This window comes from Enterobacter sp. HMSC16D10 (genome assembly GCF_001807145.1).
Lineage (GTDB): Bacteria > Pseudomonadota > Gammaproteobacteria > Enterobacterales > Enterobacteriaceae > Enterobacter > Enterobacter roggenkampii.
Map to the genome: position 1 here is coordinate 43791 of NZ_KV787915.1, position 13772 is coordinate 57562.

The following is a 13772-nucleotide window of genomic DNA, read 5'->3' on the forward strand; positions in this document are numbered from 1 at the left end:
GAGGATTTATTATCTTTTGATACAATTTGCCAGTCAGCTAATCGTGAGAACTCATACCATTAAGATTTATGGTTCCTTTTTAGAACCACCGATAAAATAGAAATAGAAAATTAATATAAAAATCAATAAGTTGAATAACTAATCATAGAGACGCCAGCCCACCAAACATTCATTCATGATGCATCATGAACCTTCAAAAAGCCTGTAACTTCAACGAGTTGCAGGCTTTTTTGTTGCATGTGTGGTCATGATCTCTGTATGAATCTTGAGCATTATGTATCTTGTTTTGCACCGCGTTGCCTGAACGCTAAAAAAACAAGGTGCAAAAACATGCCTAAGGTATTGAAATCACTAACCAATACCGAGATCGCTGCCGCCAAACCGCAGAAGACTGAGTATATGCTGCGCGATGGCGACGGGCTGGCGTTGTTGATTAAGCCATCCGGCAGAAAGATCTGGTACTTCGAATACACTCCCCCGGCGCTGAAAAAACGGACCAAAATCAGCATTGGCCCCTACCCGGTTGTCACCCTCGCCATGGCGCGAGATTTCAGGTTGCAATACCGGCGTTTACTCGTGCAGGGTATCGACCCGCAGGCCCATCTGGAGCAGGTTGCAGAGGAGCAACGACTCCAGAATGAATGCACGCTGGAAAAAGTTGCGGAACAGCTGGCTCAAAGAGAAAAAAAGGACCAGCGATCTTAGCGAAGATCACGCCAAAGATGTCTGGCGCTCGCTGGAGATGCACGTCTTCCCCTCTCTGGGTAGTACGCCCGTCACTGAGATCCGCCCGAAGATGCTCAAGGAACACCTTACACCGCTGGAAGAACAGGGCATCCTCGAAACGCTGCGGCGGGTGATCTCACGGCTCAATGAAATCTTCCGCTTCGCCATCTCCGAAGAGCTTATCGAGTTTAACCCGGCTGACAACCTGGTCGCCCGTTTCAAGAAACCGAAAAAGCAGAACATGCCCGCCCTTCACCCCAGTGAACTGGGCAGGCTAATGCTGGCGCTACAGAACGCTTCTATCCGCAAGGAAACCCGCTGTCTAATCGAATGGGAACTACTGACCTGGGTTCGCCCCGGCGAAGCCGTCAGCGCTCGCTGGTGCGACATCGATATGAAAAAAGCGGAATGGCGCATCCCTGACACCTTTATGAAGATGAATCGTTCGCACACGGTGCCTCTCAGCAAACAGGCGCTGCGCGTTCTTCAGATCATGGAGCCCGTCAGCCGCCATCGTCCGTGGGTGTTCCCCAGCATCCGCAAACCACTGGAGCATATGCACCAGCAGACCGCGAACGCCGCGCTTATCCGTATGGGGTTTGGCGGTGAACTGGTCGCCCACGGCATGCGCAGCATCGCCAGGACCGCAGGCGCAGGTCATTTCCCCCGTGAAGTCCTGGAATCTGCACTGGCGCACCAGAAAGAAGACGAGATCGAAGCGGCCTACAACCGCAGCGATTACCTGGAACAAAGGCGACCGCTCATGCAGTGGTGGGGAAACTACGTCGATGCCGCCAGACGGCAGGCGCTGCTCGGTGCAGAAGAACCGCTGCAGATCGTGGAAGGAGAATAATGTGATCAGTCCCATTCGTCAGAATCTGTTTGAACGGGAATGTGATATGCCGCTGCTGGAAGCGCGGCATCTCGCCCTTCTGCTTCTCGGCCTTGATGCATCCCAACCAGCAAATGCCCTGCCGGAAGAACATCAGGAAAATTACCGTATCCTGCACGACGCCATCAGCCGCACCATCAAGGCAACGGGCATGGTCAGTGCCCCGGCGAACAAACGCATGTTCTATGCCGATGAGATGTTCGCGCTGGCCTGGCGGCTTATTGATGACGAACTGACGCCGCCAGAAATTAAGGCCCGCAGCCTGAAGGCGGTGATGAAACTGTCGCGTAATAGCCGTGGCCGCAAGTGGCTAAAGATGCTCGGCGACGATGCGCTGCCGGATCTAACTGCTTCAGCACAACCTTCCCAACGAGGAATGCATAAGCGCGACAAAGCGAGGGAGAATACTGCCCAACTCTGCTGGTTGCTGGTTCAGCTTTTGGTAGAGGAGACTGACGGGCGTTATGGTACGTCTGATAAACCGGCTTCGGATCGGATACTTCGAAAGCTTAAGGCTCTGGCTCAGGAACAGGAATTGCCGTCAGACGGGCTTGGGCGAGGGACATTTTATGAGGTGTTGAAGATGGGAAAGGAAGCGTAGGAAGTTGCTACCAGTACTGAAATGCTGCAGACTCCTCTAGACACATAGTCGGCATAGTGCCAAGAGCAGTCTTTGAAGATACTAGGTTAGGCATTTTCTATGGAACTTGCAGTTCCAGCTGATTCTAATATGAACTAAAAAATCTCAAAGTATGTAGGAGTAGCAAAATATTCATTGAGAATGAACCGTCTGTTGAGCCATCCATGGCATTCGCTATAAATTAGTCAACTCATATATCAGGTAAATAAATAATCAACTTTAGATTTATCAATTTCTTTATTTGTAAAAAGATAAATTTTTAAATTCTTTACAGCCCTTGAACTTGAAACATAAAGTAATCTTCTTGCTGACTCAAGTTGAGGTTCCAAAATGGAATTTATATCAGAGTTTAAGAGATTAGAAAAATACCCTTCTTTTCTATTGAAAGAATCGGAAAGAAAAATTATGACATTATCAAACTCCAGACCTTTTGAGGCATGGCAAGTCAAGTATGAAACTAAATTTTCTGGATAAGTCTGATAAATAAAATCCAGCCATAGGAAAAACTGTTCCATATCAATCTTAAATAATTCATCCAATAATTGAGGAATCTTTTCCGTATCCTTAAACCTACATTTATCAATAATTTTCTCTTTCGCACTTTCTAAGCCATCGATAACAAGATGAAAGTTATAGCTAATCAGACTTTGAATTTCCGCTTCCTGCCCAACATATATTTCAGATATTTCATGTACAAAATCACTTAAGCATTTAACTTTTAATGACTCAATTATTTTTATAGAATCTAAAACATCTGACAAGTTATGATTTGAAATTGGCTTTACATTGAAAAAATCTGAAACCGAAAAGTTCGCTTTTCTTTTCAAGAGATAAAGTGGCATCAATAAATCATGCAGAATAGATGGTAAGGAACCGGCATACCTTATTTCTCTAAATAAAAATTCCGAACCAATCATCTCAAATCCTTTTGCATGCTCAGTTTGGTAGATATCTAGCATAGTAGAAAAAAGACCTTCAAATCCAAGGAGCTGAGACAGCATTTCATTTTTGAGAACAAGGCAGGCAAGTTTGGAATTTTCATTTATGCTCCATTCGCTTTTATGCCTCTGAATTATGGAAGATAAATAGTTATTCGTATAATTTTTTTCACTTTCGATAATCAGCGATGGGCAGCATTGTTCTGCGTATATTTTTATTGGTTTTTGTTTAACATCTTGATTATCACCTCTAATTTTATTAATGCACTCAACAATATTCTGATGCGATCTCCTATTAATGTTTTTCACCAATTTCTTTAAGCTTTGCGATTCTTTATGCATGCTATGTTTATAAATTGTCTGCATAGGATCCCCAAAGAAACCTAAGCACATTTTCTTATTTCCTCCTTTTGCAATATTATCTACACTTAAAAATAAATTGATAACATTTTCATCCGTATCCTGATATTCGTCAATAAAAATAAGGGGATGAGCATCTATGATGCATTTTGAAAGCAAAGTATATTTTTGAATCAATCTGGATGCATATATTAACAACGTATTATGCCCGATAATGTTTTTATATAAAACTTCAATATTTTTAGTATTGAAGTATTTTATTGTAGTGTACTGTTCTTCTTTTTTCTCAATATTACATATACATCGTTTGAATTCTTGAGATTTTACTAATTTCTTAAAAACAGTTGATAATTGCTGATAATTACCTTTTAGATGCTTAAACACCTCTTCATCAGTAATTCCTTTTAAATACGTCCAAAACTTAGAGGCTGATTTAAGAGACTCATAAAAATCATTTTTATCTACAAGAATATAGTCTATTATTGCATCTAGTTGAGGTTCTTTCAAACTTCTCACTTTCAATAAAGTTGCATTATCTGTTCGTAGTTCATAAATTTCACTGTAAATTCTTTCTATTTCTTCATTCAAGAAAATAACATGCTCATCAAGTAATAAATCCATATGGAATTTAACAAGATCCCAGATGTAAGAATGGATTGTAGAGGTTATTACTAAATCATTATCGCCTAATCTATGTTTAATTTCATCTGCTGCGTTATTTGTATATGTAATACATAGAAGTTTTTGACCATTTAATATCAGTTGCGTGTAATTATCATTTATAAATTTATTAACACTTGTGATGAGAGCATGTGTTTTTCCGGACCCAGCCCCAGAAATAAAATAGAAAGACTCAGATTTTTCTATCAGTTTAAAAAGCTCAATCTCGACATTTCTTTCGACTTCAACTTGTTGTTGATCAAGTTCAAATTTCATAGGTTACGCCATCCCTTTTTAATTTTAACGTGAGCCATTCAAATCCCTTCAAAATGTAATCAGGAAGCTCAGGTTTATGTTGTTCTGTTGTAACTAAAGAGAATATAAGATTATTAGAAAATTCACTTTTTTTCCGAGCCAGTAACTTTTGTAGTTGCCTTGAGTTATGAGCTATGTTACAAACATCCCTTGGACTGCCAAGGGTTTTTATTGTTTCTTTTTTTATAACTTTTAGAAGGACATTTAATAGTAAGTCATTATTATAATTCTTTAAAATTAGTGCCTCTTCGAAACTAGTAGCATAATAAAATTTTTGAGGACATTCTGTTGGTATACCAATGCCATCCTTCTGAAAAACAACCATCAAATTATCTTTTACATAATAATCTTTTAAGGCTGCAATCTTTCTGTTTCTATAAAAATGACGTAGAGTTGCATTTGTAGTTATTAAGTCTTCAGAAAGAACAGATATTTGTTCAACAATCTTGTCACTTTCATCAACGTCATCAACGTCATCAACGTCATCAACGTCACAAAAATTATCTTTACTTTCAGTATGTGCAACTATACTTTTATCGGTTTTCTTAACATCTTTTTTGAAATCAATATCAGTAATGATCAAGGAGGGGATTTGAATTTTATTAATTAGCTTTTCGTAAACTTTTGCATGTGCACCATCAATTCTGAAAACAGAAATGTGCATTCGATTGAGGACGGGATCATCTTCAATATATGAGTTCAAAACTCGCTCTTCTGTAATACCTTCAACAAATATTATAGCATCAGAGAAAAATAAATCTGGAGTTTGATGTTTTATGTGTTTCTTAATAAACTCAAATTGTAATGATTTCTTTTTTGTATTTGCAATATCTCTATCCTTTAGTAAAACACTCGCAGCATTCCCATCTTTGAGATAAATATAATTAATATCATCAAAAGTATTACTACTATGTATGACGCTATTTAAAATATGAGATGAATGTGTAGTGATGAGTATTTGACTTTTAAGAGACGTCAATGTTTCAACATGAGATGATAAAATCTCATTCAATGCTTCTTGGATATGTCTGATGAAATTGATTTGCATCTGTGGGTGCATAAAGACTTCTGGTTCTTCAATACATAAAAGCCTAATCCTGCTTTGACTTGTTTCCTTCAAACTTTGATTTGTATAGTCAATTATTTCACCGATAATACTAACTAAGCTCGCATAACCTAAACCGAATTGACTCTCAGGAACAAGAAACTCTCCATCTTTATGCTCATAAGTTATCAAGTCCGACATTAGTTTATCAAATGTCAATTCGGATCTGAGTTCTATCCCAATATCTTTATCCGATATTATCTTTGCTAAAATTCTCTCAACACCTGATTGATGTTTTATTTTAATGTTTTGGGTTAGATTTTCATTATTTCCATCAACTAAACTTAGTATTCCCTTATATTCCACCTCATCACATTCATACATATATTTTATTATTTTATTGAATGATTTGTGAGTAATCTTTTATCATGAATATTTTTTGCTGCCGAGATAACTCGTAAATCGATGATGTTTTTTGGGGTTAAAGTATCAACATTTATATCTTGATAATTTTTTATCCTTCTTCTGAATTGTGTTTTAGATAATATATCGAGATATTTCCTAAAAATTGCTTCTGGATTATGGTTCCCACTGGAACAATCTTCTTTGAGTGCTTCAATTTTAGCTATATAGTCTGCTTTTATTTTAACTTCATACTCAATAATGATATTTGCTTTTCGCACATCTTCATTTAATAATTTTCTTACATCAATAAACGGTTGAAAATCACCGATGAGATCATTCGTCATGTCATCTAAAATAATTTCTATTTCAAAAGATAGTTTTGGTGTAATGTGCGGTTTGTTATCAAAGTTTTGCTTAAGTATCATTTTTGAATAATTATAATTAAAATCGTGCCCTGTGATTTTTTCTGAGTCAGAGAGCAGAAGTTCCAATGCTTTTGTTACAGTTGTTTTTCCTGAGTTATTCTTTCCAATCACTAGTGTTGTTGATGACGCGACTAAATCCTTTTGTGGCGAATCACTATGCGATTGAACAAAACCGATAATGTTTTCATTCTCTCCAAACTTTCTGAAGTTATTTATTTTTAGAAAAGATATATACACAAAACCTCCTGTAGAAATGTATTTTTTGTTCACCCATTTAAAAACACATAAAACTTAACGAAAAACACTCACAAAATCAACAGATAAAAATATAGCAATACGCTTTCACACTAGGAAATCATCTTTAAAAAAATACCCCCCTCTATAACTAATGGCTATAACCAATTAGTTTTTTATATTAATCAAGACTTACTTTCATTATTAAAGGATCCCCCTATTAGCCATTTATTTTAAAATCAGGATTTGCGTTCTTAACTGACTAAGAGATAGTGTCGGCTATAGTGAAGTGTTTATAGTCGTGCGTTGACATTCGTTAACCTACAGCATGTAGGGGCTTGATTGAAAAAGAGAGAAGCAAAACCATTTATTTTCAATAAATTAATTGTAAAAATACTCATTCTAACAGCCCATAAATTCTTCCCGGACTCATTACTTTCTATCCGGACTTAACTTTTTCACCCGGACCTATCCCCCTGCTCTCCGTTCCGCGCTATAACCGCTTCGACACTCTGTTCCCGTGAGGTGCAATCATGAAAACCCGTGCTGACAGCAGCGATGCTTTTCCCGAAAGCGGCAATGTGCGTATGCGGCAAGTAGTTCAGTTTCTGGCGATGAGCGAATCGTCAGTTTACGGCCTGATTAAAACCACCGACTTTCCCCGCCCCGTCCATCTCTCTTCCCGACTAGTGGTCTTCGATGCCGCTGAAATCCGTCAGTGGCAGCAGCGTCGCGCCGCCATCCGTTAATCTACGCTCATGGATGAGCCGACCGATACCCCATCATGAAACGCGCCCCTTTCCTCAACAAGCAGTCTCCAGACCGCACGCTCGAAGTGGTGATCCTGGCCGGAAGCCTGGCATGGGAGACTTCACGCGTGTGGCGAAAAGATCCCGACCGGGAAGATGATGTTCCTCCGGTGGTACTCGGCCCGGATGAACTGGCCGATCTGGATAACCTGACCATAATCAGACCTGACGCGCTCTACGTCCGGGTACTTCGCACAGGCGATATCCGCGAGGAGGAGTTGCTGAAAATCGCCGTAAAACTGGCGCACGCGGGTGTGCAGATGGCCCGGCTAATGACCCCTGATGGTGAGGTACTGGAGGACTGGAGCGGTCAGCTTGAACGCCTGCGACAGGAAAGGCCTTCCGACATCCTGCCGGATCACTTCCGCCTCGATGAAGGCCGATGATATGTTTTTTGCTCCACGGTGACATGTTCACACTCAAATCTCCTGCAATGGTGAGATTTGAGTGGAATTATCGTTCATGAGCGAAAAAAGAACATGTATTTTTTAATGTGCCTCTACCTGAATTAGAGGATAAGTCTCTTTTTATATATTTAGTGCATTTAGTTGGTTACGTAGTCTTTCTATTTCTTGTTCCAAGCGTAGCTTTAAATTTTCTTGTGAATCCGTACGAGTTAGCCCTTGAGTCTCATTAATAGAATCAATTTCAAGCCCTTCTAATTTAAAGTAATTATACGTAAACTTTGACTTCTCACAACCCTCATCATAAATATACTTTATTGCGCAATGATCACCTACTTGTTCTTGCCTTCTGATTATGAAGTTAGAGTATTTCTCATGATTTGGATGAATGAAGAGATATTGAGATTCATCATCAAAATTGGCCTCGATATCCTGTATGGAACGAATAAAGCCAAGCTCGTCTTTTTTTATTTCCATATTGCATCTTTTACAAGCAACGGAAAGATTTGAGATATTGTAAGTTAATTTACTATATTTACTTTTCGGTAAGATATGCTCTCTATCAATCATAAAACTACCAGTACCATGTAATATTGTTCGACAATAGCAGCATTGGTTTGACTGACGTTGCATATGGAAATCACGTATTCTATTCTTTATATCTTTAATTGTATCTTTGACGCTGGATAATTGCTTATCATCATGAGCCCAAGGATTTTCTTTACTTAAGGCAAATTCAATGGCCTCTTCTTCTTTTTTTGAAAGCTTAAATGTAGTTAGCTTAGGTTCTAAAGGATCGTTAGGCATTTTTTAATTCCTGTGCAATTGCTTTAGCCAAACCTACAGCGGCTTTAAAAGTGAGTGTTTGAGATTTATCAAAGGTACCTTTTTCCATAAGAGTAATTTCAGAAATTGTCTCATCAAATGATCGCTTTCTAGACTGAAATTCATCTAGAATAGTAACTATTTTCTCACTGAGATATGTGCTCTTAGGCCCAATGGTTTCAAATTGCTCCCATAAAGTAGCTTCGATATTTATTGATGATGACTTGCTCCACTCATTACTTTCTGGATGATAAAAGGATGGGGAGATATATTCCTCAAGCTGAGCTCCAGACACAATAAGAGGGGAATGGGTAACAATAAATATTTTTACCTCTCGATATCCAATTAATCCAACTAGTTTACTCACGTACTCTTTTTGCCATTGAGGGTGTAAGCTATTCTCAGGTTCGTCAATGAGTAACTGTTCTGCACCATCTAGTTCACACAAGATATAAATGAATGAAGTAATTAAACTTAACTCCCCAGAACTAGCTCCGGCTAATGGTATTTTCCCTCCATTTAGCTTGTGAAGTGATATTTCTATAGGTTTAATTATTTTCCTGCCACGCAGTTCTCCTTCAGAACGTAATATTTCGTTTAGAATGGATAGTTCTCTAAAGTTAAAGTCTTTATCAGCGCGACCAAAGTCGAAGTCGAATTCCAGAGACTCACTGCCATGATTCATTATTTCATTTATTATATAACCGCTTGAATTATCATTATTGAATCTTGATTCAAATATTTCGTCTCTGTTTCGTATAGGTTTCACTGTAACTGTAATTACTGGTTGATAGCCACAATAAATGAGTGTTCTGGAAATATCGCTAAGCTTGTGAGGGCCTTCAGATAAAGATAACATTATTGCTTTCTTCATCACATTGTTAGGCAAGGACATTGAATTCTTAGCAGAGAGACGTTTAATTTTAGGGGAAGGGATGAATCTGTCGTGTATAGAATTACATATAACTATTGATTTAAATACGGTATCTTCGTACGCTCGTTTAAGAAGGAACTGACTTTTTCCAACTCCATTTTGACCGACTACGAAATAGACGTTCATTCAGGCATCTCCAGTTTATTGTTGAATAATCATCCTACAAAAAATATAATTATATTTCAAGTTCTGTTCAGCAAATAATTTTTAATGGTTCTAGAATGGCGCCAACGAGAATGCATGATTCTAAATAGATATTTCAAGATAAAGGAAGTAAGGTCTTTTATATTTTAATGGATATAACATTCCCCCCGGGAATTTAAATTAAAAAAACATCAGCCAACGTCCCCTCCTGGCACTAAGCGGACGACCAGGAGGATCACGAAGGTCGTTATGAGCAAGGAGCGAACATAGTTTTTTCATCTCTACTGTTTATAGTGACGCTGACTGGATGCAGGGTGTCGCAGGAGGGATGCTTCGGGGCGTATTGGACGTCGCACCAGCTCCCCTCCGCAGTTCGGACACTGGCCGTTAAGCCGTTGGGTCACGCAATCGACGCAAAATGTGCATTCGAATGAACAGATGTATGCCTCTTTTGTTTCAGGTGGCAGATCTTTATCACAGCATTCGCAATTAGGACGGAGTTCAAGCATGTTGCTCTCTTATTGTTAAAGGGACATCATTGGCTATACCAAAGGCCATCTACCCGTATCTCCTTATGCGATAGACGACGCTATTGTTTTTCACGTGTATTAGATGAGCATGGTCTACAGTCTGGAAAATTCAAGAGAGTGAACTATTCGACAGAAACGCTCACTTGAGGAAACGAACGACAAGCCTATAACGTCCACCAAAGCCTCAACCAACACGCAAAACCCAGCCCTCAACAATCAACTTAAAAATCAAAAAGATAAAAAAATCCCTTCCATATCAACACCATCGCCACTCTTTTTGCGCCTTCCCCTTCGCGCAAAAAAATCAAAATCCCCAACAAACTCAACCACCTCCCCCACCAATTACAAGGACGCCAGCACCAAAATTCTCCATCGGCGATCACCAGAGTCGACTGATGAAGTCCTGAAAGCCCGCATGGCGCAAGCCCTGCGGGCTTTTTTGTACCCTCAACATGTCCCGCGAAGTCCGTAAAATTTCCCGGCGACACAGCAACATCACGCCATTAAACATTGTTTCTCTCATGCTCAATAAGCCATTCTTTGCGTGAAATCCCCCCTCCGTAACCTGTCATCGCACCATCTTTTCCAATTATCCTGTGACAGGGGATCACAATCGCAATCCGGTTGGCACCGTTAGCGGCAGCGACGGCGCGCACAGCATTGGGCTTATTAAGCCGTAGTGAAATGGCCTGATAGTGTGAGGTCAGTCCATAGGGAACAGCACGCAACGCATGCCAGACGGATTGTTGAAAATCACTGCCTAAAGCATCTAAAGCGAGATCAAACTGTCGGCGCGTTCCGGCAAAATACTCGCCGATTTCTTTTACTGTCTGCCGGGTATGGCTGTTTTCGCCGGTGACGATTCTGGCGTTAAATAAACGCTGGATATCGCGAAATTCTGTTTCTAACATCCGGCGATCGGTAAACTCCAGCAGACAGACTCCCCGGTCTGTCGCGCAGACAAACATCGGTCCAAGCGTCGTGGTAAACCGGTGAATGACTATCACCTGGGTTGCCTGAGTCGGCGCTGCGCCAGTAAGCCGCTTGTAGGTATAACCAAAGCCGCTCAGCGATTCATAGCCATTGTCCAGCGCAACGTCAGTCGCCGCTCGTCCACTTTTCAGCTCCTGCAGGGCAACGTTCACCCGCTGCATTCGCTGGAAAGCCTGAAAAGTGATGCCGTGATGTTGCAGGAACCAGCGCCTTACCCGCTCCGGGCTGATGCCATGCTGACGAAGCTCCGCGTCTGCTACACGGGATTTGATATCGCGCCTGACAAGCGCAAGCGCCTGCTCAACGAATAATAGCGCGCTGTGCGCATTTTCCGCAGGTCTGCAGACCTTATAGGGACGAAAGCCGTCCGCCAGGGCAGATTTGGCATCTTTATAAAATTCGACATTTTCGCGTTTGGGCTTTCGCGCCCGGCATACCGAAATGCAGAATACGCCCGTGGTTTTGACGCCAACAAAAAACACGCCAGTGTAGTCTGAAGCACGTTCAAGTAATGCCTGATACCAGATATCGCATAAATTCTTATCGGTTATTTTCATCACCAAAAAGCCCTTCAAACGTCTGACGAGATCGGATCGCATGCATGACATCAGTCAGCGTTGACTGCATCGCTGAATGAACAAAATTGCCCATTGAAATGCGGCTTACCCCTGCCCGTTTCAGCCTGTCAAATGACGGAAGATCGGGCATACACATGACATTCAAAGGCAAACCCGTTGCCTCTGCAATGAGGCTGATGTCTTTCTCTGACGTGAGGCAGGGAACAAAAAGGCCGTCAGCACCTGCAGTTTTATAGCGTTGACCCCGTAATATTGTCTCCTGCAACGCGTCTTCATGCCCGAGCAGGTAAGTATCAGTCCGGATGTTCAGGAACAGGCTATAATTTTCGCTTCTCAGCGTATCGCACACTGTTTTCAAGTTACGGGAAAAATCAGAGGCATCGTCAAGCTGACGAACGCCGTTTATGACCCGGCTGTCTTCAAGGTTAACCCCTGCGACGCCTGTCTGAGCAAGGCGCCGCAAATTGTCTGCTATCTCTTCGGCTGAATCACCATACCCTGCTTCCATGTCAACGCTCACTGGCAGGTTGCTCACAGCCTGGATCCGGGTGACCATATAAAATAGCTCATCAAACGGTACTCCCTGCCCGTCGTCATATCCCAGTGTGGACGCGATTGCCGCGCTGGACGTTCCCAGTACCTGATAGCCTGCTTTTTGCGCAGCGACAGCACTGGCGGCATCCCAGACGTTGGCGATAAGAAGAGGTTCGTGCTGGTAGTGGCGTTCTGCAAAGTTCATATTCACATCCTCTCGATAGATTGAAAATGAATCTAAGCATTCAGGAAAAACCTCACAACCGAAATTCAGACGACCATTTTTTAGCAAACGTCGTCTGAACATGGGGTGCGGAACAGACCAAAACCTTTCAGGCCCGGACTCCGGCTTTCAGCATGGCTAAGCAGACGAGGTTCTCCCACATGTTCCCCGGTGAAAGCATGGAGCAGGTGACCCAGTGTTCCGGCGAACACAATACGCTGAGCCATGATTTCGTCATAGTAGAGAGGGTCTACCACAACGACAAAATTAAGATCGGAGTATTGATCGAACCCGCCATGAACAAGCGAGCCGCCAGCGAGAAGGGAGTGAATCTGCGATCATTCCACCACAATCACTACGTCCAGCCCTGACAGAGCTCATTCATCTTCTCGCTTGAGAAGCTATCCTCTCCCTTTGACCAACATCAACGACACCGCCCCTCCCCCTATGGAGAATAAAAAAACACCCCTACCCAGCGCTACGGAATAGCCGCTCAACCCGGAAGGAACCCCATCATGTACAGACCCATAACCGTCATCATATTCATTCTCCTGACCCTCGCCGCCCTCGCGGAAATAGGCGTTTTATCCTTTGGATAATCCTCAGGCTAAATATCTCTCATCAGGACATGTTGATCTCATTACAGTTTTTTCCTAGAGCCATCCCGTTTCGCCTGTGCCATGCTGAATCACGCTCATAACCGATAACGTTAAATGAGGATATTATGAAAAAAACAATTATCGCATTATCTGCCGTTCTGCTGGCTTCCCCAGTATTTGCTGCGACCACACATGCAACTGACGATACCGTCGCGGCGGCGAACGCAAACGCCAACGAGGCGAAGCAAAAACTGCACGAAGAGCAGAACAAAGGTGAAGAGCTGAAGCTGAAACAGAAGCATGCTGCGGAAGGTAAAAGCGAAAGCTTTGGCAGCAAGGTCAGCGAAGATTCCCAGAAAGCCTGGCATAAAACCAAAGAAGGCACCGAGAAAGGGTGGGATGCCACCAAAGAAGGCGCGGAGAAAGGCTGGAACAAAACCAAAGAAGGTGCCAGCGAGCTTGAAAAGAAAGTCACTGAGTAAGTCGTTATACTCACGAAAAGGTCGCGCTTGCGGCCTTTTTTATTTCTTCGAATATAATGAGCACCTCAGGCGTTTAC

The 13772-nt window shown here is 41.8% G+C and carries 11 protein-coding genes and 3 pseudogenes; 5 read left to right on the forward strand and 9 right to left on the reverse strand.

The window, feature by feature from the left end; translation table 11 throughout:
- Positions 1 to 330 precede the first annotated feature (330 nt).
- Together HMPREF3143_RS22410 and HMPREF3143_RS22415 are read left to right on the forward strand one after the other, a co-directional pair.
- Positions 331 to 1579 (forward strand): annotated as a pseudogene (locus tag HMPREF3143_RS22410) (integrase domain-containing protein).
- Between the two features lies 1 nt (position 1580).
- Positions 1581 to 2219 (forward strand): hypothetical protein, encoded by a 639-nt coding sequence (locus HMPREF3143_RS22415; protein WP_049133507.1) that lies wholly within the window; start codon positions 1581 to 1583, stop codon positions 2217 to 2219.
- 236 nt (positions 2220 to 2455) lie between these two features.
- Here HMPREF3143_RS22415 and HMPREF3143_RS22420 read toward each other — a convergent pair whose 3' ends face one another.
- Genes HMPREF3143_RS22420 through HMPREF3143_RS22430 form a run of 3 tightly spaced genes read right to left on the reverse strand, consistent with a single transcriptional unit; the run spans position 2456 to position 6643 of the window.
- Positions 2456 to 4492, reverse strand: a complete 2037-nt coding sequence (locus HMPREF3143_RS22420; RefSeq protein WP_070534305.1) for a UvrD-helicase domain-containing protein — start codon at positions 4490 to 4492, stop codon at positions 2456 to 2458.
- The gene (locus HMPREF3143_RS22425) at positions 4482 to 5942 is read right to left on the reverse strand and encodes an ATP-dependent nuclease (RefSeq protein WP_175441133.1); all 1461 of its coding nucleotides are present in this window, start codon (positions 5940 to 5942) and stop codon (positions 4482 to 4484) included. The genes HMPREF3143_RS22420 and HMPREF3143_RS22425 overlap by 11 nt, the downstream gene beginning before the upstream one ends.
- A gap of 26 nt (positions 5943 to 5968) precedes the next feature.
- Positions 5969 to 6643 (reverse strand): AAA family ATPase, encoded by a 675-nt coding sequence (locus tag HMPREF3143_RS22430; protein ID WP_070534307.1) that lies wholly within the window; start codon positions 6641 to 6643, stop codon positions 5969 to 5971.
- Positions 6644 to 7173: 530 nt separating this feature from the next.
- Between HMPREF3143_RS22430 and HMPREF3143_RS22435 the strand changes: the two genes are divergently transcribed.
- Together HMPREF3143_RS22435 and HMPREF3143_RS22440 are read left to right on the forward strand one after the other, a co-directional pair.
- A complete protein-coding gene (locus tag HMPREF3143_RS22435; protein ID WP_070534308.1) occupies positions 7174 to 7389 on the forward strand; it encodes an AlpA family phage regulatory protein in 216 nt (71 codons plus the stop codon).
- Positions 7390 to 7424: 35 nt separating this feature from the next.
- Positions 7425 to 7826: pseudogene (locus tag HMPREF3143_RS22440) on the forward strand (hypothetical protein); the annotation flags it as partial.
- A gap of 150 nt (positions 7827 to 7976) precedes the next feature.
- On the opposite strand, the gene HMPREF3143_RS22445 reads toward HMPREF3143_RS22440, so the two are convergent.
- The 6 genes and pseudogenes from HMPREF3143_RS22445 to HMPREF3143_RS25330 form a co-directional block, all read right to left on the reverse strand.
- Entirely contained in the window at positions 7977 to 8660 is a 684-nt protein-coding gene (locus HMPREF3143_RS22445; RefSeq protein WP_070534310.1) for an HNH endonuclease, read from the reverse strand.
- Positions 8653 to 9738 carry an AAA family ATPase gene (locus HMPREF3143_RS22450; protein WP_070534311.1) on the reverse strand — a complete coding sequence of 362 codons (1086 nt, stop codon included), beginning with the start codon at positions 9736 to 9738 and terminating at the stop codon, positions 8653 to 8655. Before HMPREF3143_RS22450 ends, HMPREF3143_RS22445 begins: the two co-directional genes overlap by 8 nt.
- A gap of 299 nt (positions 9739 to 10037) precedes the next feature.
- Positions 10038 to 10265: a DUF1272 domain-containing protein gene (locus HMPREF3143_RS25325; RefSeq protein ID WP_072050366.1), complete on the reverse strand. Its 228-nt coding sequence runs from the start codon at positions 10263 to 10265 to the stop codon at positions 10038 to 10040.
- 524 nt (positions 10266 to 10789) lie between these two features.
- Positions 10790 to 11836 (reverse strand): bifunctional transcriptional activator/DNA repair enzyme AdaA, encoded by a 1047-nt coding sequence (locus HMPREF3143_RS22455; RefSeq protein WP_070534312.1) that lies wholly within the window; start codon positions 11834 to 11836, stop codon positions 10790 to 10792.
- Positions 11820 to 12596: an isocitrate lyase/PEP mutase family protein gene (locus tag HMPREF3143_RS22460; RefSeq protein WP_070534313.1), complete on the reverse strand. Its 777-nt coding sequence runs from the start codon at positions 12594 to 12596 to the stop codon at positions 11820 to 11822. Before HMPREF3143_RS22460 ends, HMPREF3143_RS22455 begins: the two co-directional genes overlap by 17 nt.
- Positions 12597 to 12754: 158 nt before the next feature.
- Positions 12755 to 12952: pseudogene (locus HMPREF3143_RS25330) on the reverse strand (nucleotidyltransferase domain-containing protein); the annotation flags it as partial.
- A 386-nt stretch (positions 12953 to 13338) separates the two neighbouring features.
- Here HMPREF3143_RS25330 and HMPREF3143_RS22470 point away from each other — a divergent pair.
- A complete protein-coding gene (locus HMPREF3143_RS22470; RefSeq protein WP_008502540.1) occupies positions 13339 to 13695 on the forward strand; it encodes a hypothetical protein in 357 nt (118 codons plus the stop codon).
- Positions 13696 to 13772: the final 77 nt, after the last annotated feature.